The organism is Actinoallomurus sp. NPDC050550 (assembly GCF_040655075.1).
In the GTDB taxonomy this organism is placed as follows: Bacteria; Actinomycetota; Actinomycetes; order Streptosporangiales; family Streptosporangiaceae; genus Actinoallomurus.
Window position 1 is genome coordinate 207,757 of the sequence record NZ_JBFAJC010000008.1, and the last position, 26,897, is coordinate 234,653.

21 protein-coding genes and 1 riboswitch are annotated in these 26,897 nt (G+C 71.0%); of the genes, 11 read left to right on the forward strand and 10 right to left on the reverse strand.

What is annotated here, in order from left to right; translation table 11 throughout:
* Window positions 1-88: 88 nt before the first annotated feature.
* Window positions 89-247, reverse strand: coding sequence for a hypothetical protein (locus AB0I04_RS14290; RefSeq protein ID WP_360883668.1), 159 nt, complete (start codon window positions 245-247; stop codon window positions 89-91).
* Here AB0I04_RS14290 and AB0I04_RS14295 point away from each other — a divergent pair.
* The 3 genes from AB0I04_RS14295 to AB0I04_RS14305 all read left to right on the forward strand — a co-directional run bounded on the left by AB0I04_RS14295 (window position 246) and on the right by AB0I04_RS14305 (window position 2,734).
* Window positions 246-1,007, forward strand: coding sequence for an SDR family oxidoreductase (locus tag AB0I04_RS14295; RefSeq protein ID WP_360883671.1), 762 nt, complete (start codon window positions 246-248; stop codon window positions 1,005-1,007). The genes AB0I04_RS14290 and AB0I04_RS14295 overlap by 2 nt on opposite strands.
* Window positions 1,004-1,657 (forward strand): SDR family NAD(P)-dependent oxidoreductase, encoded by a 654-nt coding sequence (locus AB0I04_RS14300; RefSeq protein ID WP_360883673.1) that lies wholly within the window; start codon window positions 1,004-1,006, stop codon window positions 1,655-1,657. Before AB0I04_RS14295 ends, AB0I04_RS14300 begins: the two co-directional genes overlap by 4 nt.
* Before the next feature lie 66 nt (window positions 1,658-1,723).
* Window positions 1,724-2,734: an alpha/beta fold hydrolase gene (locus tag AB0I04_RS14305; RefSeq protein WP_360883676.1), complete on the forward strand. Its 1,011-nt coding sequence runs from the start codon at window positions 1,724-1,726 to the stop codon at window positions 2,732-2,734.
* 121 nt (window positions 2,735-2,855) lie between these two features.
* Here the strand turns inward: AB0I04_RS14305 and AB0I04_RS14310 are convergent, their stop codons facing one another.
* Window positions 2,856-3,869: a Gfo/Idh/MocA family oxidoreductase gene (locus AB0I04_RS14310; RefSeq protein WP_360883679.1), complete on the reverse strand. Its 1,014-nt coding sequence runs from the start codon at window positions 3,867-3,869 to the stop codon at window positions 2,856-2,858.
* Window positions 3,870-3,945: 76 nt separating this feature from the next.
* On the opposite strand from AB0I04_RS14310, the gene AB0I04_RS14315 reads away from it, so the two are divergent.
* Window positions 3,946-4,758, forward strand: coding sequence for an AMP-binding protein (locus AB0I04_RS14315; protein WP_360883682.1), 813 nt, complete (start codon window positions 3,946-3,948; stop codon window positions 4,756-4,758).
* A gap of 153 nt (window positions 4,759-4,911) precedes the next feature.
* Here AB0I04_RS14315 and AB0I04_RS14320 read toward each other — a convergent pair whose 3' ends face one another.
* Together AB0I04_RS14320 and AB0I04_RS14325 are read right to left on the reverse strand one after the other, a co-directional pair.
* On the reverse strand, window positions 4,912-5,304 hold the full coding sequence (locus AB0I04_RS14320) for a VOC family protein (RefSeq protein ID WP_360883685.1): 393 nt from the start codon (window positions 5,302-5,304) through the stop codon (window positions 4,912-4,914).
* Between the two features lie 4 nt (window positions 5,305-5,308).
* Complete coding sequence (locus AB0I04_RS14325; RefSeq protein ID WP_360883687.1) at window positions 5,309-6,154, reverse strand: helix-turn-helix domain-containing protein; 846 nt, start codon at window positions 6,152-6,154, stop codon at window positions 5,309-5,311.
* A gap of 329 nt (window positions 6,155-6,483) precedes the next feature.
* Window positions 6,484-6,606: riboswitch (cobalamin riboswitch) on the forward strand.
* Between the two features lie 61 nt (window positions 6,607-6,667).
* Here AB0I04_RS14325 and cobN point away from each other — a divergent pair.
* The gene (cobN, locus tag AB0I04_RS14330; RefSeq protein WP_360883690.1) at window positions 6,668-10,306 is read left to right on the forward strand and encodes a cobaltochelatase subunit CobN; all 3,639 of its coding nucleotides are present in this window, start codon (window positions 6,668-6,670) and stop codon (window positions 10,304-10,306) included.
* A 626-nt stretch (window positions 10,307-10,932) separates the two neighbouring features.
* Here the strand turns inward: cobN and AB0I04_RS14335 are convergent.
* Window positions 10,933-11,697 (reverse strand): DeoR/GlpR family DNA-binding transcription regulator, encoded by a 765-nt coding sequence (locus AB0I04_RS14335; RefSeq protein ID WP_360883693.1) that lies wholly within the window; start codon window positions 11,695-11,697, stop codon window positions 10,933-10,935.
* Between the two features lie 262 nt (window positions 11,698-11,959).
* A complete protein-coding gene (locus tag AB0I04_RS14340) occupies window positions 11,960-13,237 on the reverse strand; it encodes a transposase (protein WP_360883696.1) in 1,278 nt (425 codons plus the stop codon).
* Between the two features lie 370 nt (window positions 13,238-13,607).
* Between AB0I04_RS14340 and AB0I04_RS14345 the strand changes: the two genes are divergently transcribed.
* Window positions 13,608-14,534 (forward strand): alpha/beta hydrolase, encoded by a 927-nt coding sequence (locus tag AB0I04_RS14345; RefSeq protein WP_360883699.1) that lies wholly within the window; start codon window positions 13,608-13,610, stop codon window positions 14,532-14,534.
* A 13-nt stretch (window positions 14,535-14,547) separates the two neighbouring features.
* On the opposite strand, the gene AB0I04_RS14350 is transcribed toward AB0I04_RS14345, so the two are convergent.
* Window positions 14,548-15,354: a UTRA domain-containing protein gene (locus AB0I04_RS14350; protein ID WP_360883702.1), complete on the reverse strand. Its 807-nt coding sequence runs from the start codon at window positions 15,352-15,354 to the stop codon at window positions 14,548-14,550.
* 235 nt (window positions 15,355-15,589) lie between these two features.
* Between AB0I04_RS14350 and AB0I04_RS14355 the strand changes: the two genes are divergently transcribed.
* Window positions 15,590-15,958, forward strand: coding sequence for an ATP-binding protein (locus AB0I04_RS14355; protein ID WP_360883704.1), 369 nt, complete (start codon window positions 15,590-15,592; stop codon window positions 15,956-15,958).
* Window positions 15,959-15,979: 21 nt separating this feature from the next.
* On the opposite strand, the gene AB0I04_RS14360 is transcribed toward AB0I04_RS14355, so the two are convergent.
* A complete protein-coding gene (locus AB0I04_RS14360; RefSeq protein ID WP_360883707.1) occupies window positions 15,980-17,686 on the reverse strand; it encodes a serine/threonine-protein kinase in 1,707 nt (568 codons plus the stop codon).
* Between the two features lie 66 nt (window positions 17,687-17,752).
* On the reverse strand, window positions 17,753-18,712 hold the full coding sequence (locus AB0I04_RS14365; RefSeq protein WP_360883710.1) for a quinone oxidoreductase: 960 nt from the start codon (window positions 18,710-18,712) through the stop codon (window positions 17,753-17,755).
* 133 nt (window positions 18,713-18,845) lie between these two features.
* On the opposite strand from AB0I04_RS14365, the gene AB0I04_RS14370 reads away from it, so the two are divergent.
* Window positions 18,846-20,852: an AAA family ATPase gene (locus tag AB0I04_RS14370; RefSeq protein ID WP_360883712.1), complete on the forward strand. Its 2,007-nt coding sequence runs from the start codon at window positions 18,846-18,848 to the stop codon at window positions 20,850-20,852.
* A 35-nt stretch (window positions 20,853-20,887) separates the two neighbouring features.
* Here the strand turns inward: AB0I04_RS14370 and AB0I04_RS14375 are convergent, their stop codons facing one another.
* Window positions 20,888-21,529: a TetR family transcriptional regulator gene (locus AB0I04_RS14375; RefSeq protein ID WP_360883715.1), complete on the reverse strand. Its 642-nt coding sequence runs from the start codon at window positions 21,527-21,529 to the stop codon at window positions 20,888-20,890.
* Window positions 21,530-21,661: 132 nt separating this feature from the next.
* Here AB0I04_RS14375 and AB0I04_RS14380 point away from each other — a divergent pair, with 132 nt between their 5' ends.
* The 3 genes from AB0I04_RS14380 to AB0I04_RS14390 all read left to right on the forward strand — a co-directional run bounded on the left by AB0I04_RS14380 (window position 21,662) and on the right by AB0I04_RS14390 (window position 26,669).
* On the forward strand, window positions 21,662-23,248 hold the full coding sequence (locus AB0I04_RS14380) for a DHA2 family efflux MFS transporter permease subunit (protein WP_360883717.1): 1,587 nt from the start codon (window positions 21,662-21,664) through the stop codon (window positions 23,246-23,248).
* Between the two features lie 647 nt (window positions 23,249-23,895).
* The gene (locus tag AB0I04_RS14385) at window positions 23,896-25,230 is read left to right on the forward strand and encodes an MFS transporter (RefSeq protein ID WP_360883720.1); all 1,335 of its coding nucleotides are present in this window, start codon (window positions 23,896-23,898) and stop codon (window positions 25,228-25,230) included.
* Window positions 25,231-25,700: 470 nt separating this feature from the next.
* Complete coding sequence (locus AB0I04_RS14390; protein WP_360883723.1) at window positions 25,701-26,669, forward strand: aldo/keto reductase; 969 nt, start codon at window positions 25,701-25,703, stop codon at window positions 26,667-26,669.
* The last annotated feature ends 228 nt before the right edge of the window (window positions 26,670-26,897 follow it).

Here is a 26,897-nt window from a genome sequence, read left to right on the forward strand (position 1 = left end):
CCCTTCTTCATCCGTTCGGGACCGGCCATCGTCGAAGTCATGCCGACCAACCAGGATGAAACACCGCCCGACCGCAAGGTCGTCCTCGTCACGGGCGCCAGCAGCGGTACCGGGCGCACGCGATCGAGCCGGACGCCATCGCCGAGGCGGTGTCGTACGCCCTCACGCAGCCGCCCGGCGTCGACGTCAACGAGATCGTCGTACGGCCTGCCCACCAGCGCTGACCGACCCCAAGGAAGAAAGCCATGACCATTACCCCGACCACCTGGGATCTCACCGGACGGGTCGCCGTCGTCACCGGCGCCGCACGGGGCATCGGCCGCGCCACGGCCACCCTGCTGCGCGCCCGCGGCGCCCGGCTCGTCGTCACCGACCGCTCCGAGGCGGTCCGGGAACTCGCCGCGGCCGACCCCGACAACGTCGCCGCGCTGGTCGATGACGTCGCCGATGAGGAACTCGCGCGATCGACCATGCGGCTGGCCGTCGACCGATTCGGCCGGCTCGACATCCTCGTCAACAACGCGGGCCGTACCCTGAACAAGCCGATCACCGAGACCACCGTCGAGGACTTCGAGGGCATCCTGCGCGTCAACGCCGGCGGCAACTTCGTCCAGGCACGCGAGGCCTTCCGTGTCATGGAGACCGGTGGCGGCGGCGCGATCGTGTCGGTCGCCTCCATCTCATCGGTCGTCGCCTTCGAGACGCAGACGGCCTACGCCGCGTCGAAGGGCGCCCTCGCCCAGATCACGCGCGTGCTCGCCATCGAGGGCGGCCCGAAGGGCATCCGCTCCAACGCGGTCCTCCCCGGCGTGATCGACACCGACATCATGGAAGGCGTCGTCGAGAACGGCCGCGAGATGCTCGCCTCGTTCGGCGAGGCCCACCCGATCGGCCGGATCGGGCGTCCCGAAGAGGTCGCCGAGGCCGTCGCGTTCCTCGTGTCCGACGCCGCCTCCTTCATCACCGGCGCGCTCGTCGCCGTCGACGGCGGATGGACCGCCCAGTGAGCGGGCCCGTCTTCGTCGTCGGCGCGGGCCCGAGCATCGGGGCCTCCGTCGCCCGCCGCTTCGCCCGGGAGGGTCACCCGGTCGGACTCATCGCCCGCGGGCGAGCGCGCCTCGACGCCATCGTCGGCGACCTGCGGGGCCGCGGGCACCACGCCATCGCCACCACCGGTGACATCACCGACCCCGACGACATCGCCCGAGCGCTCGACGAGCTGACGTCCGCCCTCGGTGTTCCCGAGGTCGTCTGCTTCAGCCCGCTCGCCGACATCGCCCTCATCCGGCCCGTCCTCGACACCACGGCCGGAGACGTGAAGGACGCCCTGGCCCTCACGGTCGTGGGTGCCGTCGCCGTCGTCCAGGCCGTCCTGCCGGGGATGCTGGAACACGGCTCCGGCACGCTGCTGTTCACCACCGGTGGCGCCGCCGTCCGACCCAGCCCGGAGCGCGCCGTGAGCGCCGTCGTGTACGCCGGGCTGAACAGCTACCTCGACCTGCTCGCGCAGACGCTGCCGGAACGAGGAATCCACGTCGGCCGCGTCACCATCGTCGGCGCCGTGGGGCCGGGACTCACCCACGAACCCGACGACATCGCCGAACACCTCTGGCGCCACCATGACGTACCGACGGAGACCGTGACCGTCGTGACCTGAGCGGACCTGGCGTCGACGGGCACGGGCGGCCGGAATAGCCCGGAACGACCGCGCCTTGTCCACGATGTGACCGATCATGAGCTGTTCGAACTCGGTGATCTCCCGTTGTCGCGCGGCGGCACCCTGCCGGACGCCCGGCTCGCCCACCGGACGTACGGTGAGCTCGCCCCCGACCGATCCAACGCGATCCTCTTCCCGACCTGGTTCGCCGGGACCCACGAGGCGAACGAGTGGCTGATCGGCGACGGACGGCCACTGGACACCCGCCGGTACTTCGTCATCGTGCCGAACCTGTTCGGCAACGGCCTGTCCAGCTCCCCGAGCAACACCCCGGCGCCGTACGACCGCGCCCGGTTCCCGAACGTGACGCTGTACGACAACGTGGCGGCGCAGCATCGCCTCGTCACCGAGCGGTTCGGCGTCGACCGGCTGGTCCTGGTCATCGGCGCGTCGGTGGGCGCCGGGCAGGCGTACCAGTGGGCGGTGAGCCATCCCGACATGGTCGAACGCATCGCGCCGATCACCGGGTCCTCGCACACCAGCCCGCACAACCAGGTGTTCCTCGAAGGCCTCCGGGCGGCGCTCACCGCCGACTCGGCGTTCGCCGGCGGCGACTACGCCGAGCCGCCGCGCGACGGCATGCGCGCCTTCGCCCGGGTGTACGCGGGCTGGGGTCTCTCCCAGGCCTTCTACTGGCAGCGCCTGTACGAACGGCTCGGGTTCCCCACGCTGGAGGACTTCCTCACCGGCGTGTGGGAGCCCAACTTCGCCGGCTCCGACGCCAACGACCTGCTCGCGATGATGCGGACCTGGCAGCACGCGGACGTCGGGCAGACCCCGGGGTTTGACGGCGACACCGTGGCGGCGCTCGGCTCGATCAAGGCGCGCGCGCTCGTCATGCCGTCGGAGAAGGACCTGTACTTCCCGCCCGAGGACGAGGCGTGGAGCGTCCAGCACATCCCCGACGCCGAACTGCGCGTCATCCCCGGCATCTGGGGACACATCGCGGGCGGCGGCGCCGACCCGGACGCCGCGGCGTTCATCGGCGAGGCGCTGCGGGAGTTCCTGCGGCGCTGACCCGGGCCGGCGTCGGAGTTCCGGTACGGCCGAGCGGACAGTCCTCGGCGCTCCGGGCATCGCTTCGGAGCTGAGCGGACCGGCCCCGCGGCACCACGGCATGGCGGTGCCGCGGGAGTGCTCAGCCGTCGGCGGCCCGGCGTACGGCGGTCTCGATGATTTCGAGGCCGGCGACGGCGTCGTCGAGCGTGACCGGGGGCGGCCCCTCGCCGCGGACCGCCGCCGCGACGGCCGGATAGAAGTCCTGGTAGCGGCCCGGGTCGGTCGGCTCGGGCCGGGTGTCGCCGGGGGTCCCGACCGTTCCGTACGCCTCCGGGGGCGTCACGCCGTACTCCGGATCCGCGGGCGTGAGCCCGGCGCGGAGCTGGTCCTCCTGGACGTCCAGGCCGTAGGTGACGTAGGCGGCGCGGTCGCCCAGCACCCGGAACCGGGGGCCGAGGTCCGCGCTGATCGCGCCCATCCACAGGTGGGACCGGACCCCGCTCTCATGCGTCAGCGCCACGAACGCGTCGTCGACCGCCTCCGCGCCGGGCCGCCGTACGTCCAGCTCGGCGTGGACGTCGACGGGCGGGCCGAACAGCGTGACGGCCTGGTCGATCAGATGGGCGCCGAGGTCGTACAGGACACCGCCGGCGGCGGCCGGGTCGGCGGTCTCCTTCCAGCCCGGCTTGATCTGCGGGCGCCACCGCGTGAACCGCGACTCGAACCGCAGCACCCGGCCGAGCGTCCCGTCGCCGATCAGCCGCGCGGCGGTCCGGAAGTCGCCGTCCCAGCGGCGATTGTGGAACGGCACGATCAGTGGGCCGCCGGCAAGTGACCGGGCCTCGGTGGCCGTGGCCGCGATCGGCTTGTCGACCACTACGGGGAGGCCCGCGTCGAGCGCAGCGCGGGCCAGCGAGACGTGCGTGCGGTTCGGCGTCGTCACCACGACCAGGTCGTATCCGCCGGACCAAACGTCGTCGGGTGCGTCGAGGAGCTCGGTTCCGGCGTACCGGTCACGGACGGCGGTCCGGCGTTCCGGGTCGCGGGTCACGACGGCCGCGAGCTCCAGGCCGGGGGCGGCGGCGATCAGGGGAGCGTGAAAGACCGCACCCCCGGTTCCATACCCGATCAGAGCGACACGCAGATTGTCCACAGATGGCCTCCTTAAAGGCCATTTGATCACGCTGCGGGTCTGTCCCGGCACGGTGGAGTCGGCTTACTCTCCGAATGTGCGTACGCCCGACCCGTCCCCGGCAGCGAATCTGGCCGAGTCGCTGAGCCAATGGACCCTCGCTTTCGGCTGGTGGGACCGGGTGGCGTTCCTGTGCGGTGACGACGACTTCACCCACGGGGAGGTGCATCTCGGGGCGGGCCGCGCGGCGGGCATGTTCCAGGAGCATGGGGTACGGCCCGGCGACCGGGTGGTGATCGCGCTGCCCGGGTCGATGGAGTTCGTGTGGGCGTTCCTTGGCGCGGTGCGCATCGGGGCGATCGCGCTGCTCTCCGATCCGGAGGCTTCGGCCCTCCCTCCGGGAGAGGTCGCGGTCTGCGCACTCGGTCGGCACGAGCACGTCATCACGCCCGCCGAACTGGTCGCCGCGATGTCCCGCGTGCGGACGCCACCGGCGCACCCGGTGCACCTGGGCACGCCGGCCTTCGCCCAGTACGGCGCGCTGTACGCGCACGGCGACCCGGAGGCGTCGTTCCTGGCGATGGAGCCGTTCGGCCTGCGGGAGAACGACGTGCTGTTCTCCGTGCCGAAGACGTACGACCCGGTGGGGCTGCGCAACACCGTCTTCCTGCCCCTGTACTCGGGGGCGAGCGCGGTGCTCGACTCCGGCCGCCGTTCGGTCACCAGGGTCGCCGAGCGGGTACGCCGCCACCGCGCGAGCGTCCTGCTCTCGACGTCGGCGTTCCTGACGAGGCTCGCCGCGGAGGGGTCCCGCGAGCCGTTCTGGCCCCTGCGCATGGCCGTGTCCCAGGGCGCGCCCCCGCCGGTACACGCCGAGGAATGGCTCGGCTGCCCCGTCCTGACCCCGTGACCGAGGGGCCCGCGCCGACGCAGGTGCGCTGACCTGAGGTGAGAACCCGCGGCGATCAGGGACCCGGACCGGCGTAGGCATCTTGACCGGCGGTGAGCAGGCGTGGTCGGCGGGGGCAGGGACCCAGGCCGGGGTGGGTGCCCTGAGCGGAGGTCAGGATGCCGCGCCCGCGTAGGTGCCGAAGCTCCAGAAGACGCCCTCTGGGTCCCGGAGGGTGAACCCGCGCGACCCGTAATCCTCGTCACGCAGGCCCTGAACGACGGTCGCTCCCGCCGCCACCGCCCGTTCGTACAGCGCGTCGGGCTCGTCGATCACGACGTACACCGATCCCGTACCGGGCGGCAGGTCGGCGATCGCGCTGTCGGTGCGGGCGGCGCTGCCGAGCATGACGCCGCCGCCTCCCGGCGCGCGGAGCTCGGCGTGCTCGACCCGGCCTTCGTTCTCGTAGACGGCGACCTCCTCGAACCCGAAGGCGTCGACGAGGAACCGGATGGCGGCGTGGGCGTCCTTGTAGCGGAGTGCGGGCCAGATTCGTGTTTCGCTCATGCCCTCATCGTTCCCCTGGAGCGTCCTCGTCGCCTTGGACGAATGGGAGCTCCTCCTCGGCCAGCCACGCCGACGGGGGACACCCGGCCAGGTCGTTCCAGTCGCGGGCCAGGTGCGCCTGGTCGTAGTAACCGCAGGCGGCCGCGACGTCCGCCAGGGGCGGCCGGCCGGGCCGCTGGAGCAGCTGTTTGGACCGCTCGAACCGCATCACGCGGGCGGCCTCCTTGGGCCGCAGGCCGTACTCCGCGGCGAACCGCTCGCCCAGGTGCCGCCGGCTCCAGCCCACCTCGCGTGCCAGGTCGGCGATCCGTACGGTGCCGTCGGTCTCGGCGAGCCGCCGCCAGGCGTACGCGATTTCGGGCGCCGGTCCCGGCAGCCGGCCGATGCCGCGCGACAGCACGTCCTCGACCACGGCGAATCGCGCCCGCCAGGTGCCGGCCTCGGTCAGGCGTTCGACCAGCTCGGCGGCCCGCGGGCCGATCAGGTCGTCGAGGGACAGGACGGCCCCGCCGATCGCGCCGGCGGGCAGCCCGAACAGGGAGCGCGCCCCCTCTGGCGTGAGGTCGAGCTGGATTCCGGCCAGGTCACCGTCGTGCGCGATGGTCACCGGCCAGGTGTGCATGCCTCCCACGAGGGCCATGAAGGCCGTCGGCGTCCGGTCCGCGCCGACGAGCGTACGGGTCGGTGCGTCCAGGCCGAGGATCACGGTCAGGTGCCGAGACGGGAGCCCCCGATGCGTCCCCGGGGCGAAGCCCTCGTACCGGTAACCGACGCAGCGCGCCACCGACGGTGCGAGCCGCACCGACGGCCGCACCCGGGCCGTCTGTTCGACGGTAGCGCCACTTCCCATGGCCTCCACGGTAACCGGCGGACAGCGGAAACGGCGGCGCTCGCCACCGATACCGGACTGGGCCACGCCGCACCGACCTGGATCGCCGCGCCGGACCTCGCCGTGGCCGTCGCCTCCGGCACCCTCGACCGCCGCGACCGTCCGTCCCGCGAAGTAGTCAGGCATTGTGCTGTTCCCATGGCCGACGCTCACGTCCGGTAGGGCGCGGCGTACACCTCGCTGTCGGCTCGGAGGACGATCTGGCGAGAGTTTCATCCAAGGGATGGGGTGACCTGCGGCGGTGCGGGGCGAGGGTGGGCCTCGTAGACTGGGCGCGCGACGGCGAAGGGAAGGAACCCGGTGTGAATCCGGGGCTGTCCCGCAACTGTGACCGGGTAGCGAACCCGCGTGTACGGCCACGGCGATCAGCTGGAAGGCCGCGGGGGAGCGGTGACCTGGGAGTCAGGAGACTTCCCGCCGTCGGCGACCTTTCACCCGAGCCGGGGCGAGGACCCCCGAGGGAAGGAACGACGCGTGCGTGTCCTGCTGCTCTCAACGGCCGATACCGAACTCCTGTCGGCCCGCTCCGCGAACGCCGGATATGTGACCGGCAACCCGTCCCGGCTGGACGTCGCCGACCTTGACGGGCTCTGCGAGGGCGCCGACGTCGTGGTCGTCCGGCTGCTCGGGGGGCTGAAGACCTGGCAGGAGGGCGTGGAGGATCTGCGCCGCCGGGGCCTGCCGCTGATCGCGCTGGGCGGGGAGGCCGCTCCGGACGCCGAGCTGATGGCGCTGTCGACGGTGCCCGCCGGCGTCGCCGCGGAGGCGCTGGACTACCTGCGCGAGGGCGGCGTGGACAACCTGCGGGAGCTGGCCCGCTTCCTGTCCGACACCGTGCTGCTCACGGGTGAGGGCTTCGAGCCGCCGCGGCGGATGCCGGCGTACGGCGTGCACCAGACCGGGGTCGAGCCGAAGGACGGCCGGCCGACCGTCGGCGTCGTCTTCTACCGGGCGCACGAGCTGTCCGGCAACACCGCCTTCGTGGACACGCTGTGCGAGCGGATCGAGGAGCTGGGCGCGAACGCGCTGCCCGTCTTCTGCGGCTCGCTGCGCTCCGCCGACGAAGAGCTCCTAACACTGCTGGGCCGGGCGGACGCTCTTGTCGTCACCGTGCTCGCCGCCGGCGGGGCGGTGGCCGCGGACGCGTCGGCGGGCGGCGACGAGGACGCGTGGGACGCCGGGGCGCTGGCCGCCCTGGACGTCCCCGTCATCCAGGGGCTGTGCCTGACGACGTCCCGTGCCACCTGGGAGGCGTCGGACGCGGCGCTGTCCCCGATGGACGCCGCGATGCAGGTCGCGATCCCCGAGTTCGACGGCAGGCTGATCTCGGTGCCGTTCTCCTTCAAGGAGGAGGGACCGGACGGCATCCCCGTGTACGCCGCCGACCCGGAGCGGGCCGCGCGCGTCGCCGGGATCGCCGTCCGCCAGGCACGCCTCGGGCACACGCCGGTCGCCGAGCGCAGGCTCGCGATCGTGCTGTCGTCGTACCCGACCAAGCACGCCCGCGTCGGCAACGCCGTCGGCCTGGACACGCCCGTCTCGGCGGTCCGCCTGCTCGCGGCGCTGCGGGAGGCCGGCTATGACGTCGGCGACCATCCCACCGACGGGGACACGCTGATCCACTCGCTGATCGCGGCGGGCGGCCACGACGTCGAGTGGCTGACCGAGGAGCAGCTGCGCGCCGCGCCCGCCCGGGTGCCGCTGAAGGACTACGAGCGCTGGTTCACCGCGCTGCCGGAGTCGCTGCGCGAGGGCATGCGCGAACACTGGGGCGAGCCGCCGGGCGAGCTGTACACCGACGACGACGAGATCGCGCTGGCGTCGCTGCAATTCGGGAACGTCGTGCTCATGATCCAGCCGCCGCGCGGGTTCGGGGAGAACCCGGTGGCGATCTACCACGACCCCGATCTGCCGCCGTCGCACCACTACCTGGCGGCGTACCGCTGGCTGGACGAGGTGTTCGGCGCCGACTCGGTGATCCACCTCGGCAAGCACGGCACGCTCGAGTGGCTACCCGGCAAGGGCCTCGGGCTGTCGGCCGAGTGCGCTCCGGACGCGGTCCTCGGCGACCTGCCGCTCGTCTACCCGTTCATCGTCAACGACCCGGGCGAGGGCACCCAGGCGAAACGGCGCGGCCACGCCGTGGTCGTCGACCATCTGGTGCCGCCGATGGCGCGCGCCGACACGTACGGGGACCTGGCCAGGCTCGAACAGCTCCTCGACGAGTACGCCACCGTCCAGGCGATGGACCCGGCGAAGCTGCCCACCGTGCGCGCCCAGATCTGGACGCTGGTCAAGGCCGCCGAGCTCCACCACGACCTGCACGTCAGCGACGAGCCGGGCGAGGGCGACTTCGACGACTTCGTCCTGCACATCGACGGCTACCTCTGCGAGATCAAGGACGTTCAGATCCGCGACGGCCTGCACATCCTCGGCCAGGCTCCGGAGGCGGAACAGCGCGTCAACCTGGTGCTGGCCGTCCTCCGCGCCGCGCAGGTGTGGGCGGGCCGGGCGGGCGCGCTGCCGGGCCTGCGCGCCGCGATCGCGCAGGCCTACGGGCTGGACGAGCGCGAACTGCTCGCCGAACCGGGCGCGCGGGTGGAGGCCACGGAGCTCGCCGAGCTCGTGGACGGTCCCGCGCGGACCGCCTCCGACGTGGTCGACCTCCTCGAGGCGGTGGCGCGCCGACTCGTCGTCGGCATGGAGACGCTCGGCTGGGACGCCTCCCGGGCGGCCGCCGTCTGCGCCGAGGTGCTCGGCGGCGAGGTTCCCGACGTCGTACGCCTGCTGGAGTTCGGCGCGCGAGAGGTCGTGCCGCGCCTGGACGCCACCTCGCGGGAGATCGACGCGGTCCTGCACGCGCTCGACGGCGGCTACGTGCCCGCCGGTCCGTCCGGCTCGCCCACGCGCGGGCTGGTCAACGTGCTGCCGACCGGCCGTAACTTCTACTCCGTCGACCCGAAGGCGATCCCGTCCCGTACGGCGTGGGACGTCGGGGTGTCCCTCGCCGAGTCGTTGATCCGGCGCCACCTGGACGACACCGGCGAGTATCCGCGCAGCGTCGGCCTCACGGTGTGGGGGACCGCCGCGATGCGCACGCAGGGCGACGACATCGCCGAGGTGCTCGCGCTGATCGGCGTCCGCCCGGTGTGGGACGAGGCGTCGCGCCGTGTCACGGGCTTCGAGATCGTCCCGAGAGAGGAGCTGGGCCGGCCGCGCGTGGACGTCACCCTGCGGATCTCCGGGTTCTTCCGCGACGCCTTCCCGCACGTCATCGCGCTCGTGGACGACGCGATCGGCGCGGTCGCGGCCCTCGACGAGCCGGACAACCACGTCCGCGCCCACGCGCTGGAGGACCTGGCGGGACACGGCGACTGGCGGCGCGCGACCAGCCGGATCTTCGGGTCGAAGCCGGGCGCGTACGGCGCGGGCCTGCTGCCGCTGATCGACGCCCGCAACTGGCGGGACGACCGGGACCTCGCCGAGGTGTACGCCGTGTGGGGCGGCTACGCGTACGGGCGCGGCCTGGACGGGCGGGAGGCGCGCCCGGACATGGAGGCGGCGTTCCGCCGCATCTCGGTCGCGGCCAAGAACCAGGACACCCGCGAGCACGACATCGTCGACTCCGACGACTACTTCCAGTACCACGGCGGCATGGTCGCCATGGTCCGGTCGCTCACCGGGAAGAACCCCGCCGCCTACGTCGGCGACTCCGCGCTGCCCGACCAGGTGAAGACGCGCACGCTCGGGGAGGAGACCCACCGGGTGTTCCGCGCCCGGGTCGTCAACCCGCGGTGGATCGCCGCGATGCGCCGGCACGGCTACAAGGGCGCCTTCGAGCTCGCCGCGACCGTCGACTACCTCTTCGGCTACGACGCCACGGCCGGGGTGGTCGACGACTGGATGTACGAGAAGCTGGCGCAGGAGTACGTCTTCGACGCTGAGAACCGCGCATTCATGGAGCGTTCGAACCCGTGGGCGCTGCGCGGCATCACCGAGCGGCTGCTCGAGGCCGCCGACCGCGAGCTGTGGGCCGAACCCGCCGCCGAGACCCTGGAGCGCCTCCGCCAGACCTACCTCGATCTGGAGGGTGACCTGGAGGCGGGCGAGTAGGCGACATCTACCGACATCGCGACTGAATCGCGCTGATTCGATCACCCAGACTGGTTGAATCTGCGCAATGAGCGCTGATCCACCGGCCGACCTGAGACTCCGCGACTACGCCCCTCGTTCCCAGGTATGGGCCGAGGTCACGTCGGTTCCGACCGCCGCCGTTCCGTGCGTCGACGTGCACAACCACCTGGGGCGGTGGCTGTCGCCCGACGGCGGCTGGCTGGTCCGGGACGTGGGGGAGCTCGTCGCGGCGATGGACGAATGCCAGGTCGCGACGGTCGTCAACCTCGACGGCCGCTGTTCCTTCGCCACCCCGAGCGGGTGCTGTTCGGACCGACGCGCACCCTCCTCGCGGCGACGACCACCGTCTGTGGTTCCGTTTCCTCGAGTCGGCCGACGAGGCGTCTCCGCTCGGGCTGCAGAATTTCCAGGGCGTCCACCAGACGAACTGGTCGGTGCTCATGGCCGGCACCGTAACCAGCCAGATTCCCGTGCTCGTGCTCTCCGTGCTCGTGTAGCGCTTCTTCGTCCGGTCGATCGTCTCGTCCGGCCTCAAACGACCCACCGGCCGTGAGCGGGTGACCGACCAGGTCATCCGCTCACCGCCATCGGCGCCCGCCGTGCGATCAGACCGCAGTGACCTCGACGCCCGCGGCACGCAGCCGGTCGAGCTCGGCGGTGTCCGCGCCGACATCGGTGATCAGCACGGAGATCTCCTCGATCCCCGTGATCCGGGAGAAGGCGCGCCTGCCGACCTTAGAGCCGTCCGTCAGCACGATCACCCGGCCGGCGGTGCGCAGAAGGCAACGATCGGTCTGCGCCTCCACGTCGTCGTGCGTGCTGATGCCCCGGCCGGCCTCGATGCCGTCGACGCCGATGAAGACCAGGTCGAGGTTGATGTCGGCCAGCGCCTGATTGGCGATCGGGCCGACCAGTTCGTACGATGCCGAGCGCACGCTGCCGCCGGTTACCACGAGGTCGATGGACGGACGTACGGACAGCTCACCGGCGATGTTGAGCGCGTTCGTGATCACCTTGAGCGGGCGGGCCGCCGCGCCGAGAAGCCGGGCCAGCTCCGTCGTGGTCGTGCCGCCGCCCAGGCCGACCGAATGCACCGACTCGGTCACCAGCTCCGCCGCGGCCTGGGCGATCCGCAGTTTCTCCTGGTGATGGCGGCCCGTGCGATAGCGCATCGGCAGCTCGTACATCACCTCGGCCGAGACCGCGCCACCGTGCGTGCGTTTGAGCAGTTGCTGCTCTTCTAGCACGTGCAGGTCACGGCGGATGGAGGCGGGTGAGGCCTTCAGCTCGGCGGTCAGCTCGGCCACGGAGACGGAGCCGTCCCGGGCGAGCCGGTCGAGGATCAGGCCGAGCCGCTCCTCTTGGCGCATCCGATCACTATAAGGCGTTCCCTGGCGATTGATAATCGGCGGCATGGGATGCATCGCTCACCCTCGCTCATACGGTTTGGCGTTTGCTCATGCGTGCGCTCCTGGCACCTCCGCCGCGAGGCGAAGAGCGCCGGGAGCGCATATGTCCGGGGGGACTGGCGGCGGCCCGGGAGCCGCGGACCACTGCCGGAACGAGAGTCATACGCCGCGGTAGGGCAGGGCACCCGGTAGGCGTCGAGGTCGAGGTTCTTCTTCAGGGAGGTCAGCTTCTCGGCCGTGAACGGCCGGGCTTGCGGCTCGGGCGTTCACACCTTGTCGCGCTCCCCGTCGCAGCTGGCTGTCGTGCCGGGGTCGCATCTCCCCTCCGCTGGGAGTCAGGGTCAGGGACGGGCATGCTGATGAATGCCCACGCCACACGCGCCCGTTTCCGGATGTTGGTGGCGGCGATGACGTCGGCGGGGCCAGCGAACCCACACCGGCGGCAACAGAAGGTGTCCCGGTCGGGCCGGTTGGCCCGCTTGGTGTGTCCGCACCAGGGCACGGGACATTGCTGGGAGGTGTAGGCGGGGTCGACTTCCACGAACGGCACTCCGGCCCGCAGGGCCTTGTACTGGATGAACTCACCGAGTTGGTGGAACGGCCAGGAGGAGAGTGTGGCCCGCTGGTGCCGCCTGAGCCGTACCCGATCGCGTATCCCGCTCAGTTCTTCGAGTGCGATTCCGCGGTCGGTGCGTCGGGCATCGGCCACGATCTGCTTACTGATCTTGTGGTTCTCATTGGAGGCGTGTCGTGCCTCCTGCGCTGATCGGCGGGCCAGACGGCGGGCGGCCGACCGGCTTCCGGCGGCTTTCTTGGCCTGCAGTTCAGCGCGCAGCCGGGCTTGGCGTCTGCGGTATCGTTGCAGGCTCTTGCCCTGGTGGTTGTCCCCGTCGGAGGTGGTGGCCAGGTTGACGATCCCGCGATCCACCCCGATCCAATCGGCAGGCTCGAACTGCGGCGCGGCTTCGACCTCGCAGGTCGCGATCAGGAAGAACACTCCGTCGCGGTGCACCAGGTCGGTTTCGCCTTTGCGGTGGTCCGTCAGGAACTTCAGTTGCCCGGGCTCGCCGGTGAAGGCGATGTTCTGGACCCTGCCGTGAGCGGTCCAGATCGAGATGGTCCGGGCGTCCATCTGCCAGGACAGGCATCGGTCATCGAACGGCTGGGCCGCATCCGGGCGGAAGGTGATGGGCTTGGATTCTGCTTTGCGGCGCCGGCGTGAGTGCTCATCGCCCAGCAGGCCCGCCTGGATCTGGGCGTGCAGGGTGGTGTAGGCGTCGGCGACCTTGCGGATCACGTGTAATGCCGGCTGCGCCGACAGCCCCCGCGCCTTCAGGTCTGCGTAGACGAGCTTTTGCAGCTTCTGCCGGGCGAACACACCCTGCTCGAACGCGACCGCCGACACTTCGTTGGCCGCAGCGTTGCATAGGGGCAGGGTCGCCGCGAGCGCCGCCGCCTGCTCAGGCGTCGGCAGCAGCTTCACCTGCACCACCAACTTCACAGTCAGCGACCCTACAAGTACGCACCGACATTGGCGTGCAACTCCACGAATTCAACAGCGAAACCGACGACGCCCGCCAACCCGTGCACCGCCCGACCAAGACAGCCCTATTCCGCCTCCCGGTCCTAAGAAGCCGGGATTTCTCGCTAGAAGCCGCTTGAAGACGGCCTTGCCGGCGGCGACTTACTTGCCGTAGCCGTAGCCGTAGCCGTAGCCGTAGCCGTAGCCCGTGTGCGCGGTCGTGCACTCGCCAGTCTCTGCGCGGTTCGCAAGCGTTTCGGGCAGATATACGCATCGAACCCCGATGTTTGGCGCTCTGGAGCGGTCGGCCATGGCGTGGTTCCGTGATGGCGCTTTACGCTGATCCGCCATGGGACAGGATGTGCTTGGGGCGGAGTACGAGGCGATCCGGCTGACGCTGGAGAACGACGCCGAGGGCGAGGTGGTGGCGACGCTCGTCCGCCGCCCCTGTCCAGGCAGCCGGAAGGCCGTGCTTTACATACACGGGTTCGTCGACTACTTCTTCCAGACGCACCTCGCCGACTTCTACGTCGAGCGCGGTTTCAGCTTCTACGCCCTGGACCTGCGCAAGTACGGGCGTTCGCTGCTCGACCACCAGACGCCCAACTTCGCCCACAGCATGTCCGACTACTTCCCGGAGATCGACGAGGCGGTGCGCCTGATCCGGGAGGACAACGACCTGCTGCTGCTGAACGGCCACTCGACCGGCGGCCTGGTCTCGGCGCTGTGGGCCGACCGCGTGCGCGGTCAGGGGCTGGTCGACGGCCTGTTCCTCAACAGCCCGTTCCTGGAGCTGAACGTCCCCGCCGCGCTCCGGCGGACCCTGACGCCCGTCGTCCGCGTCCTGGCGAAGGCACGCCCGACCATGGCGCTGCCGACCGGGGTGAGCCGGTCGTACGTCCACAGCATCCATCGCGACCACGATGGAGAGTGGGATTTCGACCTGACCTTGAAACCCGCGGAGGGCTTCGGCGTACGGGTGGGGTGGCTCGCGGCGATCATCAAGGGGCAGCGGCAGGTCCGTGCCGGGCTCGACGTCGACGTGCCGATCCTCGCGATGTCCTCCACGACGACGGTCCGTGGCCGGAACGCCGACTTCTCGACCGGCGACGGCGTGCTGAACGCCGACGACATCGCCTACCTGTCGACACGGCTCGGCCGGCACGTCACGTGCGTGCGCGTCGAGAGCGGCCTGCACGACCTGGTGCTGTCCGCCGAGCCCGTACGGAAGAAGGTGTTCGACGAGCTCGAGCGGTGGACGACGGCCTACCTGTGACCGCCCACGGGGATCAGAACATCTCGCACCCGCCGGCCTGGTTGATGGTGAACACGTGACGGGCGGCGGCGCAGACGGTCTCGAGCACGTGGATCGGCGTGTCGTCGGTGGAGTAGGAGGCCCGGAGCACCTGAACGACGCAGTCGCCGGGATCCAGGCGGAGCAGATCGGTCTCCCACCGCGCGGCCGGCCGCGCCACCAGCGTCTCCTCCGCGTGCCCGAAGGCGTGTCCGTGCGCGGCGATCGCCTCGTGCATGGTCGGCTTGAGCAGCTCGGGGTCGGTGACGGGCGTGCCCGCGAACAGGTCGGCGCGGAAGTAGGAGACGGCGATCCGCACCGGCACGCCGTCGGCGAGCATCACCCGGCGGCGGGCGATGACGTCCTCGCCGGGCCGCGTGCGCAGGCAGGTGGCGACGTGCTCCGGAGCGGGCTCCAGACCGACGCCGAGGACGCGCAGCTCGGCCCGGACGCCCTGCCGCTCGGCCACGCTCAGGAACATGCATCCGGTGCCGTACATGGCGGGCTCGCTGGGTAGCGACCGGCGCACGATCACCGGGGGCGTCGGCTCGGAAGGGGCCTCCGGCGTCCGAGCGGTCAGGCCCTTGCGCATCTGCGAGATGCGGCCGGGCGACACTCCGAGCACGTTGGCGATGTCCTCGAGCCGGTGGCCGTTCTCCCTGGCTTCGGCGATCGCCTGGCGGCGCATCCGGGCCGCCTCTTCGACCAGTGCCTGCTGCTCCGCCATCACCATGCCCAGGGCGCGGGCGCGCTCGATCGGGTCGGCGACCGTGGCGATCTCCCGGAGGGTGCTGTGGTTCACGGCGACGGGGCTCCGCTCTTCGAGACGAGTTCTATCCCCCCTGTTGCGCGGTTACGCATCGTGGCCGTATGATCACACCCTATCTCGTTTAGGCCCCCTAAAGGCCGCCGCTGAGAGGGCTTCGATCCATGCGTGTTCGTTTCGATCACCCTGCCCATCTTGCTACAGCCGAAGCCCGCTGTGCTGGTGTTACCGCCAAGTTCGCCACACTCCGTCACTCGCCGGTGACGTCCTGATGGGCCGATCGGTACTCGGAGCGATCACCATCCCCGGCCATCCGGGGGAGGTCGCGACGGCCCGGCGGTTCGTCGCCAAGACGCTCGCGGGCCACCCGCAGGCGGACACCGTGGTGCTGCTGACGAGCGAGGCGGTCACCAACTCGGTCGTGCACACCGCCAGCACCATGGTGGGGGTGGTGGTGCTCGAGACGCCCACCGGCGTACGGGTCGAGGTCACCGACGAGGGCGGCGACACGCTGCCCACGGTCTACGGCGTGTCCGAGCTGCGCGAGGGCAGGCGGGGCGTGTTCCTCGTCGAGGAGCTGTCGGCGGCCTGCGGCATTCAGACCCACCCCGACGGCCTCACCTTCTGGTTCGAGCTCTAGGGCGAAGGCCAGACGCGTCCGCTATTCGATCGAGGAGATGGCGACGTTGTCGAACAGCACTCTGATGTCGCCGCCGCTGCCGCCGTTCTCCTGCACGGCGACCAGGCCGGTCTGCCCGTTGGCCAGCGGGCCGTCGGCGTCCGTGGTGTCGGCGGCGAGCGTGCCGTTGAGCCACAGCCGTAGCCGGACGTTCTTGCCGTCCTGTTCGCAGGCCGCCTGGAGGCGGTTCTTCGCGTTCTTCTTGAACCCGGCGGCCGACGACTTCCGGACCAGCTCCCGGGAGCCGGCCTTCCCGGCGGTCTTCCGGATCAGCGTTCCCTTGCCGTCGGCGCGGACCAGGAACTCGTAGTAGGCGGCGTCGTCGCTCTGGCCGGTCGCCCGGCAGAACACCCCCGCCATGCCGTACGGCGGGCCGCCCAGCACCGAGACGTCCACGCCGACGAGCTCCCGGGCCGGCAGCTCCTGCTTGGCGGGGGCGGGCTCCGCCCGGCGCTGGTAGATGCTGCTGCCCGCATCGATGCGGTAGCCGCCCTGCCAGTAGCCGCTCCCGGAGATCCACGTCGAGCCGGACCACCCCGAGTTGTCGTCGGAGAAGTCGTCGCCGTAGGTGAACACGGTCTTCGAGGGCGGTCCGTCGGAGCCGCTGAAGTACAGGAGCGCTCCGGCACCGAGGACCACCACGGCGGCCGCTCCTGCCGCCGCCGGTATCCACGGCCGGCGGCGCGCCGCCGTCGTCAGGACGGCGGTGCGGCCCCTCGCCGGGGGAGGCGGGTCCGCCAGCGTCGGACGGGTCCCCGTCCAAGGCTGCCCGGCCGAAGGACCGTCGGCGGTGCCTGGCGCCGGGCCGCCGGTCGGGATCGCCCAGGTACGGCCGACGGCCTCGGCGGCGCGCGCGGTGTCGGCGTGCGGCCGTCCAGTCAGGCGGTCCAGGAGCTCCTGCGCGGACGGACGCTGCCGGGGGTCCTTGGAGAGGGCCTGCGCGACGAGATCGCGCAGGCCCTCGTCGACGTCGTCGAGGGACGGCTCGCCGTGGGCGATCTGGTAGAGCACGGCGGGCACGCTGGAGGCGTCGAACGGTGCCCGTCCGGTTCCCGCGTACGCGACGACGCATCCCCAGGCGAACACGTCCGACGCGGGAGAGGCGGTCTCGCCGGCGATGAGCTCGGGCGCCATGTAGGCCGGTGTGCCGATGAACTGCCCGGTCCGGGTCGCGCCGGAGACGGTGTCGAGCGCCCGGGCGATCCCGAAGTCGATGACGCGTGGCCCCACCGAGGACAGCAGGACGTTCGCGGGCTTGAGGTCGCGGTGCACGACGCCCGCGGCGTGGATCGCGGTGAGCGCGGTGGCGACCCCGACGGCCAGATGCTCCAGGCTCGATCCGCGCATCGGCCCGCTGTCGCGGACGAACGCGTCGAGGTCGGGGCCGTCGACGAACTCGGTCACGACGAACAGCGGCTCGCCGTCGAGCCGGGCGTCCAGCACGGGCGCGGTGCAGAAGCGCCGTACGCGGCGGGCGGACTCGACCTCCCGGCGGAAGCGGTCCCGGAACATCTCGTCGTCGGCGAGGTCCGGGTTGATGACCTTCACCGCGACGTGTTCGCCGCGCGCGCTCTCCGCAAGGAAGACCGTGCCCATCCCGCCCCGGCCGATCCGGCCGACGAGCCGGTAGTCCCCGAGCCGGGACGGGTCACCGGGCCGTAGCTGATCGTTCGTGTTGACTCCGGTCACGACGGCCCGCCCCTCCTCTTCTCGACGAGCGATAAGACTAACGGGACAGGAGGGGGGTTCCGGGACTTAGGGGATCAGCAGCAGTTTGCCGGTCGTACGGCGTGCCTCCAGATCCTCATGGGCCCGGCGGGCGTCCGCGAGGGGGTAGCGCCCGCCGACGTGCACCGAGAGCTCCCCGGAGGCGATCCAGCCGAAGAGGTCCTCCGCGCGCCACATCAGCTCCTCGCGGGTCGCGACGTAGTGCACGAGCGTCGGGCGCGTCAGGTACAGCGAGCCGCCCTTGTTGAGGCGCTGCGGGTCCATCGGCGGCACCGGGCCGCTCGCGGCCCCGTACAGCGCGAGCAGGCCGCGCGGGCGAAGCGAGGAGAGACTGCCCTCGAAGGTGGTCTTGCCGACGCCGTCGTACACGACCGGCACGCCCCCGCCGGAGAGGCGGCGGACCTCATCGGCGAAGTCGTCGTAGCGGAGGACCTCGTCGGCGCCCGCGTCGCGCGCGAGCTTCTCCTTCTCGTCGGAGGAGACCGTGCCGATGACCCGGCCGCCCCGCAGTTTGATCATCTGGGTGAGCAGGAGGCCCATCCCGCCGGCGGCGGCGTGGACGAGCGCGGTGTCGCCCGGCTTGATCTCATGCGTCGAGTGCGTCAGGTAGTGGGCGGTGAGGCCCTGCAGGAGTACGGCGGCGGCCAGGTCGGGGGCCACTCCGTCCGGCACCGGCACGGCCTTGTCGGCGGCCACGACGGCGCGTTCGGCGTACGAGCCCGTGAAGTCGGCGGAGGCCACCACGTCGCCCACGCGCAGGTCGGTCACTCCGTCGCCGACCTCGATGATCCGGCCCGCGCCCTCGGACCCGGGAACGCCCGGGAGCCCCATGGGGTAGTTGCCCTTGCGCTCGTAGACGTCCTTGAAGTTGACCCCGGTGGCGGCGAGTTCGACGACGACCTCTCCCGGTCCAGGCCGCGGGTCTTCCGCGTCGGTGGGGTTCAGTACTTCCGGCCCGCCGTGTTCGGTCACCACGATCGCACGCATTCCGACCTCCTTGTGTTCGACTCACATCGAACATTAGCGCACGGGCGCGGGCGCGGGAAAACGAGCTGAGAAGTACGCGGCCGCGTACTAAGTTAGAAACTTCGCGCTCCCAACGACCCGAAAGGCTTTCGGCATGCCCACAAAAGAGGCGGAGGACACCGACCCCGAGATATCGGCCGAACGCGCGCACCTGACCCGCTCCCGCGAGGCGCTCCACCGGATGCGGGAGAACGTCCTGTCGCTGGACGCCTCGGTGGCCGGCGACTGGGTCTCGGCCCAGGTGCTCGGCGCGGACCTCGCCAAGCGGGCGGAGGCCCTGCGCGACGACCCCACGACCGCGCTGTTCTTCGGCCGCCTCGACCACCCCGAAGAGCGTCTGTACGTCGGCCGGCGCCACGTCCACGACGACGGCGGCCGGGCCCTCGTCATCGACTGGCGGGCGCCCATGGCCCGCCCCTTCTACAAGGCGAGCACCGCCGATCCGATGGGTCTCCTGCTGCGCCGCCGGTTCGGCTACTCCGACGGCGAGCTGACCGCGTTCGAAGACGAGGACTTTTCCGCGCCGGTCGAGTCGCGGCTGCTCGTCCAGGAGATCGAGCGCCCCCGCGTCGGCCCCATGCGCGACATCGTCGCCACGATCCAGCCCGAACAGGACGACATCGTCCGTGCCGAAGCCGACCACACGCTGTGCGTCCAGGGCGCGCCGGGCACCGGAAAGACCGCCGTCGGCCTGCACCGGGTCGCCTACCTCCTCTACGCCCACCGGGAGCGGATGCGCCGGGGCGGCGTCCTCGTCATCGGCCCGAGCGCGTCGTTCCTCGACTACATCCGCGGGGTGCTGCCGGCGCTCGGCGAGGTGAACGTCGAGCAGCACACCCTCGACCAGGTGCTCGACACCGTGCCGGTGAAGGCGACCGAGGAGCCGGCGGCCGGGCGGATCAAGGGCGACGCCCGGATGGCGGAGGTGCTGCGCCGCGCGGTCTGGAGCCACCTGCGCGAGCCGTCCGAGGCGCTCGTGCTGCCGCGCGGCACCCGCCGCTGGCGCATCCCCGCGTACGAGATCACCGAACTGGCCGAGACCCTGCGCGCCCGCGGCGTCCGGTACGGCGCGGGCCGCGACCTCCTCGGGCACCGCATCGCGCACGCCATCCTCCTGCGCATGGAGAACGCGGGCGAGGCCTGCGACGACCGGACCCACGACGCCGTCCGCCGGACCCGGCCGGTGAAGGCGGCGGTCGACCACGTCTGGCCGGCCCTCGACCCGGTGCGCGTGGTGATGCGGCTGCTGTCCGACGCGGACTTCCTCGCCGAGGCCGCCGACGGCCTCCTCGACCCCGCCGAACAGGCCGCCCTGCTGTGGGCCAAGCCGCCGAAGGGCCCCAAGTCGGCGCGCTGGACGCCCTCCGACGCGGTTCTCGTCGACGAGGCCGCGGATCTGATCAGCCGCACCTCCAGCCTGAGCCACGTCGTCCTCGACGAGGCGCAGGACCTGTCGGCCATGCAGTGCCGGGCCGTCGGGCGGCGTTGCGAGACCGGTTCGGTCACGGTGCTCGGGGACGTCGCGCAGGGCACCACGCCCTGGGCGGTCGGCGACTGGCCGACGCTCCTGCGGCACCTGGGCAAACCCGACGCGGACCTGACCGTGCTCGACCGCGGGTACCGCGTGCCCAGCCAGATCATCGACTTCGCGAGCCGCCTGCTGCCCCGGATCGCGCCGGAACTGACGCCGCCCACGTCCGTACGGTCCGCCCCCGGCTCGCTGCGGGTCCGCCGGGTCGCCGACCTGCCCGCCGCCGTGGAGGACGCCTGCCGGGAGGCCCTGGACGGCGAGGGGTCGATCGGCCTGATCGCCGCCGAGGCCGACGTGGCGGGTCTCGCCGGGCACCTGACCGCGCGCGGGATCGAGCACGTACGGCTCGCGGACGGGATGGCGGCGGCGCGGCTCGTCGTCACTCCGGCCACGCAGGCCAAAGGCCTGGAGTTCGACCAGGTCATCGTCGTGGAGCCCGCGGCCATCGTCGAGGCAGAGCCGGACGGCGAGCGCTCGCCCGGCCTGCGGCGGCTCTACGTCGTGCTGACCCGTGCCGTCTCGGGGCTGACCGTTCTGCACGCCCGCGACCTGCCCGAACCGCTGCGCTGAGACGGCGGGGACGCTCCTTCACCGAGGACCGGCGGTCAGCCGCCGGACCAGACGCGGGGGAGCGTCTCCGAGGCCATGGCGAAGACCTCCTCGACGCGCGCGGCGACCTCGTCCGGCTGGAAGAGGCCCTCGCGCGCGCAGCCCTCGAACGCGACCCGCATCACGGTGAGGAAGGTCGCGGCGACGAGCGTGGGCCGCAGATCGGTCGCGAGCTCCACGTCCATCCGCCGGGCGAGGATCGAGGCCATCTCCTGTTCCAGCTCGTTGAAGTACCGCAGCTGCGCCATCGCGAGGGCCGGGTTGTTCTCGATCAGGTCCCGGACCTTGGCGAACCGCGCGTGATCGTCACCGGACCGCCGAACCTCGTCGAAGACACCGTTGATCGTGGCCGCCAGGGCGGCGATCGGAGGCTCCTCGGTGGGCCGGGCCGCCAGCAGTTCGAGGAAGAGCTGGTCGTACGCCCTCATCACCGAGACGGCGAGGTCCTCCTTGCCGGCGAAGTACCGGAAGAACGTCCGTTGCGACACGTCCACCGCCGCGACGATCTCGTCGATCGTCGTGGCCTCGTACCCCTTGGCGAGGAACAGGTCGAACGCCGCGTCGATCAACGCCGAGCGTGTGCGCTGTTTCTTGCGCTCCCGCAGGCCGGGGGCTGGCGCCGCCGACGTTTCGGTCATGTCACCTACACCTCACATTCTGTTCATAGTGTGCCATAAGGCAGCAACTGACTCTTAGGACGATTTGTCATCTGTCAGCAGCTGACATAAATTCTGAACCGACATGGCACGTGTTCTGTAAGGGGGAGCGAGATGTCGCAACCGGTCGTCCAGGAGCGATTGCCCGCAGGGGCCGGGCCGAAGCGTCGCGGGATGGGGAACCCGTGGCTGACACTGATCGCGGTGGCGCTCGGCGTCATCATGGTGACCCTCGACGGCACGGTCGTGGCGATCGCCAATCCCGCGATCTCCAAGGACCTGGGCGCCTCGCTGGCGGACCTGCAGTGGGTCACCAACGGCTACCTCCTCGCCCTCGCGGTCTCACTGATCACCGCCGGAAAGCTCGGCGACCGGTTCGGCCACAAGCCGGTCTTCCTGATCGGCGCCGCCGGCTTCGCGCTGTCGTCGGCGGGCATCGGGTTCTCCAAGGAGATCGGGATGGTGATCGCGCTGCGGGTCCTTCAGGGCCTGTTCGGCGCGATGCTCCAGCCGACCGCGCTCGGGCTGCTGCGCGCGGCGTTCCCGGCCGAGCGCCTGAACATGGCCATCGGCATCTGGGGCGCCTGCATCGCGGCCTCGACCGCCGCCGGCCCCATCGTCGGCGGTCTGCTCGTCCAGCACGTCAACTGGGAGTCGGTCTTCTTCATCAACGTGCCGGTCGGCCTCGTCGCGCTCACCGTCGGCGCCCTCTTCCTGCTGAACGCCCGCGGTGAGTCCCAGTCCGGAGGCTTCGACATCCCCGGGATCGTCCTGCTGTCCGGAATGCTCTTCACCCTGGTCTGGGCCGTCATCAAGGCGCCGGCGTACGGCTGGGGCGACGCGAAGACACTGGCGTTCTTCGGCGGCTCGATCGTGCTGCTGATCCTCTTCCTGGTGCGGGAGCGGACGGCCCGTCAGCCGCTCCTGCCGCTCACGCTCTTCCGCTCCGTGTCGCTGTCCGTCGGCGTCGTCCTCATGATGCTGATGGCGTTCGGCATGTTCGGTGCGATGTTCTTCCTCACCTTCTACCTGCAGAGCGTGCACGGGCTGTCGCCGGTGGCCACCGGCGTGCGGCTCCTGCCGATGATGCTGGCCATGATGGTGGCCTCCCCAGTCGCCGGCGGGGTGATCTCGAAGGTCGGGCCGCGCGTTCCCCTGGTCGTCGGGATGGCGTTCGCCGGCGCCGCCTTCCTCGGCATGTCCGGTCTCGGGGTGGACGCGAGCTTCACGGCCATGGCCCCCTGGTTCGCGCTCATCGGCATCGGCCTGAGCCCCGTCATGGTGGGCGCCACCGACATCATCGTCGGGAACGCCCCCGTCGCGCTGTCCGGCGTCGCGGGCGGCCTCCAGCAGGTGGCGATGCAGGTCGGCGGTGCGCTCGGCACCTCGGTCCTCGGCGCCGTGCTCACCGCCAAGGTGGCCGCGGTCCTGCCCGGGCACATGACCGACGCGGGGCTGCCGAAGCCGACCCCGGCGCAGGTCGACCTGATGAAGGGCGCGATCTCCCAGGGCGTCGCGCCGGTGCCGAAGAACGCCCCGCCGCAGGTCGCCCAGCTGATCGTCAAGGCCAGCCACCTGTCGTTCATCGACGGCATGCACCTGGCGTTCATCGTGAGCGCGGCGATGGCGTTCGCCGCCGCCCTGCTGAGCCTCCTCGTCCGGGCCAGCCGCCAGGTCGAGGGCGCCGCCATGCATATGTGAACGGGCCTCGGTACGGGCTGCCATCGGCCCGTACCGGTTCAGGCATCTATGCCGAGCGCCGCGAGAACCCTTTCGGGGCTCTCGCGGCGCTCAGTGGTTTTCAAGGACGCGTTTAAGAGCTTGGGATGCATCCCGTTCCTGTTCAGCGTCTCTGATTGGCTTAGTGATCCCCGGTCGTCGCTCGGGGATGTGAGCCAATCGCCTTCGTGCCCTGGTGCTGAATGGCGGGAGCCGACAGCCCTCGTGACACGTCCCTCCGGACGCTAATCGGGGAGGTCTGGTGACCCCACCGAGGAGGGTGCCCGACGTCGCCTGGGCATCGGGCGTATGCGTGACATTCTGTCACAAGATCGCTACTCCTTGCTAGTCCGACTAGTGAACTCAAGGCCGGTCACCTGGCGTTCATTGTGAGCGCGGCCAGGGCGTTCGCTGCTGCTCTGCTGAGCCTCCTCGTCCGGGCCGGCCGCCAGGTCGAGGGCGCCGCCATGCACATCTGAAACGCGACAGCACCGCTACTGATCGCCGACGGCCTTCCGGGCTGTCCGAGGATCAGTGGTTTTCGTCACATATCGCTCGTTCCGTCGGACCGGAAACCGGGTAATCGTCCTGCGTTGCTCAAAAAAGATCGGGGGCGACAGGAGGATCCGATGGTCCTGGACCCAGAAGACGCGCGCGACGCACGATCCGTCACCGACGCGGAGCGTGGATCGCAGGTACGCAAGGCGGCACTCGCCTCCATCGTCGGCACCTCGATCGAGTGGTACGACTTCTTCCTCTACAACACCGCCGCCGCCGTCGTCTTCAAGGACGTCTTCTTCCCCAAGTCCACCGACTACGTCGGGACGCTCTCGTCCTTCGCCACGTACGCCGTCGGCTTCGCCGCCCGCCCGATCGGGGCGGCGATCTTCGGGCACTGGGGCGACCGGCTCGGCCGCAAGGCGACCCTGATCGTCACCCTCCTCCTCATGGGCCTGTCCAGCGCCCTCATCGGCGTCCTGCCGGGCACCGGCACGATCGGCGTCGCCGCACCGATCCTCCTCGTCGCCCTGCGCGTGCTCCAGGGCATCGCGGTCGGCGGCGAGTGGAGCGGCTCCGTGCTGCTCTCCATGGAATGGGGGAATCCCCGGCGACGCGGGCTGATGGCCAGCTGGCCGCAGATCGGCGTGCCGATCGGCCTCATCCTCGGCACGGTCGCGATGTCCTCGCTGGCGACCGCGAGCGGCGACGCGTTCAAGAGCTGGGGCTGGCGCCTCCCGTTCCTGTTCAGCTTGGTGCTCGTCGCCATCGGCCTGTGGGTACGGCTCCGCGTCATGGAGACGCCGATGTTCGCCAAGGTCGTCGAACGCCGCGAGGTGGCGAAGGTCCCGGTGCTCGACGTGATCCGCCGGCACCCGAAGGAGATCATCCTCAGCGCCCTGCTGCGCTGCTCGGAGCAGATGCCGTTCTACATCTTCACCTCTTTCGCGCTGACCTACATCGTCGAGCACGCCAAGCTGTCCAAGACCTTCGCGCTGAACGCGGTCGCCGTGGCCGCCGCCCTCGAACTCATCCTCATTCCGACGTTCGGCCACCTCAGCGACACGGTGGGCCGTAAGCGCATCTACGCGATGGGGGCGTTGCTGCTCGGCGTCATCGCCTTCCCGTACTTCGCGCTGCTCAACACCGCCGTCCCGGCCGTCGTCTTCCTCACCGTCGTCCTGGCCCAGGTCCCGCACGCGATGCAGTACGGGCCGCAGGCGTCGCTGATCGCCGAGGTGTTCCCCACGAAGCTCCGATACGGCGGCGCGGGCATGGGCTACCAGCTCGCCTCGGTCATCGCGGGCGGCCCGGCGCCCCTGCTGGCGACCTGGCTCCTGCACGACTACGGCTGGTGGGCCATCTCATTCGTCATGGTCATCGCCGCCTTCCTGACCCTCACGGCGACCGCCCTGCTGCCGGACCGCTCCCGCGTGGACCTGACCGAGGATGCCGCCTACGCCTGATCCTTACGGGGGATCGCGACCAACGTCGGCCTGACCGGCACCGGCGGCAGCGGACGCCGGTGCCGACCGCGAACGAGGGCGCGGTACACCGTGAGTCGGGCACTTACCGTCGTCCCCGACGTGATCCTGATCGGCGGTCTTCTCGCGGCCTTGTAAGTTTCACGGCGATTCTGCGTCAAATGGATCTGTCAGGTTACGCTCTGAGAGGCGCTCCTACATCCACCCCACCCCTGCTAAGGATGGAGATGCGATGCCTCGTCCCCTCCGGGTCGCCCGCGGAGCGCGCCGCACACTGACCCTGCTCGCGGCGGCCGTGCTGTTCATCGTCCCGTGGGCCGGTGCCGCCTACGCCGCCTGATTCCTTCGGATCGAAGGAATCAGGCGGCCGAGACCGCGGCATCCGTATTCCGGGATCGGGTCGCCACGCCGATGATCCTTCGACGACCGTTCCGGCGAGTGGAGGCGATGGCGTGGAGTACGTACGGGTGGGATCGTCCGGGTTGAAGGTGTCCCGGATCGCCCTGGGGATGATGGGCTTCGGCGACCGGTCGCGGCGCCGATGGCATCTGGATGAGGACAGCGCCGAGCCGATCGTGCGGCGGGCGGCCGAGGCGGGCGTGACGTTCTTCGACACTGCGGACATGTACGACGGCGGCATGAGCGAGGTGGTCACCGGCCGGCTGCTCGCCCGGCTGTTCCCGCGCCGGGACGACTACGTGCTCGCCACCAAGGTGTACTTCCCGGTGGGCCCGGGGCCGGGTGACGGCGGGCTGTCGCGCAGGCGCATCATGGCCGCCATCGACGCCTCACTGGACCGGCTGGGCACCGACCACGTCGACCTCTACCAGATCCACCGCTGGGACGACGGGACACCGATCGAGGAGACGATGGAGGCCCTGCACGACGTCGTCCGCTGCGGCAAGGCGCGGTACATCGGGGCGTCGAGCATGTACGCATGGCAGTTCGCCAAGGCGCAGCACGCCGCGGCGACCCGGTTCGTGTCGATGCAGAACCACTACAACCTCGTCTACCGGGAGGAGGAGCGGGAGATGATCCCGCTCTGCTGCGACCAGGGCGTCGGCGTGCTGCCGTACAGCCCGCTGGCACGCGGGCTGCTCGCGGGCACGCGTGACCGGCAGGGCGGCCGGCACACGGCGCGGGCCGGGAACGATCCGCTCGCCGATGCGTCGTACGAGGACGGGGACTTCGACATGGTCGACGCGGTGCGGGCGGTCGCCGGCGAGCGCGGCCTCGCCCCGGCGCGGGTCGCACTGGCGTGGCTGCTCGGCCGACCCGGGGTGTGCGCGCCGATCGTCGGCGCCACGAAGCCGGAACACGTGGACGACGCGGTGGCCGCCGTCGGTGTCGCGCTGACCGAGGAGGAGGTGGCCCGGCTGGAGGCGCCGTACCGTCCGCACCGGGTCATCGGGCATTCCTGAGGTGGCGCCGCTGGGCCGATGCCGTGGAGCGGGAGAGGCCGGCGGATGATGCGCTCCGGTCAGGGGCCGATGCGTCACCGTCAGCACGGCACCGCCGCCTGCTTGCGGTCCAGGGGCGCAGTGCGGTCGGCAGAATTTCGCCCTCTGGGTGCCTACGGCATTCAGCTGGCCGCACTGCTCACCGTCGATTCCGGTCCTGTTCGCTGTCGCCCTGTGGGCCGCCCCTCC

What these genes read in the sequence shown, in the direction of transcription:
- AB0I04_RS14295 (WP_360883671.1), top strand. Translation starts at nt 246, where the DNA reads ATGACCATTACCCCGACCACCTGGGATCTCACCGGACGGGTCGCCGTC.
- AB0I04_RS14290 (WP_360883668.1), bottom strand. Translation starts at nt 247, where the DNA reads ATGGCTTTCTTCCTTGGGGTCGGTCAGCGCTGGTGGGCAGGCCGTACG.
- AB0I04_RS14320 (WP_360883685.1), bottom strand. Translation starts at nt 5,304, where the DNA reads ATGAGCGAAACACGAATCTGGCCCGCACTCCGCTACAAGGACGCCCAC.
- AB0I04_RS14325 (WP_360883687.1), bottom strand. Translation starts at nt 6,154, where the DNA reads ATGGGAAGTGGCGCTACCGTCGAACAGACGGCCCGGGTGCGGCCGTCG.
- AB0I04_RS14335 (WP_360883693.1), bottom strand. Translation starts at nt 11,697, where the DNA reads ATGCGCCAAGAGGAGCGGCTCGGCCTGATCCTCGACCGGCTCGCCCGG.
- AB0I04_RS14345 (WP_360883699.1), top strand. Translation starts at nt 13,608, where the DNA reads ATGGGACAGGATGTGCTTGGGGCGGAGTACGAGGCGATCCGGCTGACG.
- AB0I04_RS14355 (WP_360883704.1), top strand. Translation starts at nt 15,590, where the DNA reads ATGGGCCGATCGGTACTCGGAGCGATCACCATCCCCGGCCATCCGGGG.
- AB0I04_RS14365 (WP_360883710.1), bottom strand. Translation starts at nt 18,712, where the DNA reads ATGCGTGCGATCGTGGTGACCGAACACGGCGGGCCGGAAGTACTGAAC.
- AB0I04_RS14370 (WP_360883712.1), top strand. Translation starts at nt 18,846, where the DNA reads ATGCCCACAAAAGAGGCGGAGGACACCGACCCCGAGATATCGGCCGAA.
- AB0I04_RS14375 (WP_360883715.1), bottom strand. Translation starts at nt 21,529, where the DNA reads ATGACCGAAACGTCGGCGGCGCCAGCCCCCGGCCTGCGGGAGCGCAAG.
- AB0I04_RS14380 (WP_360883717.1), top strand. Translation starts at nt 21,662, where the DNA reads ATGTCGCAACCGGTCGTCCAGGAGCGATTGCCCGCAGGGGCCGGGCCG.
- AB0I04_RS14385 (WP_360883720.1), top strand. Translation starts at nt 23,896, where the DNA reads ATGGTCCTGGACCCAGAAGACGCGCGCGACGCACGATCCGTCACCGAC.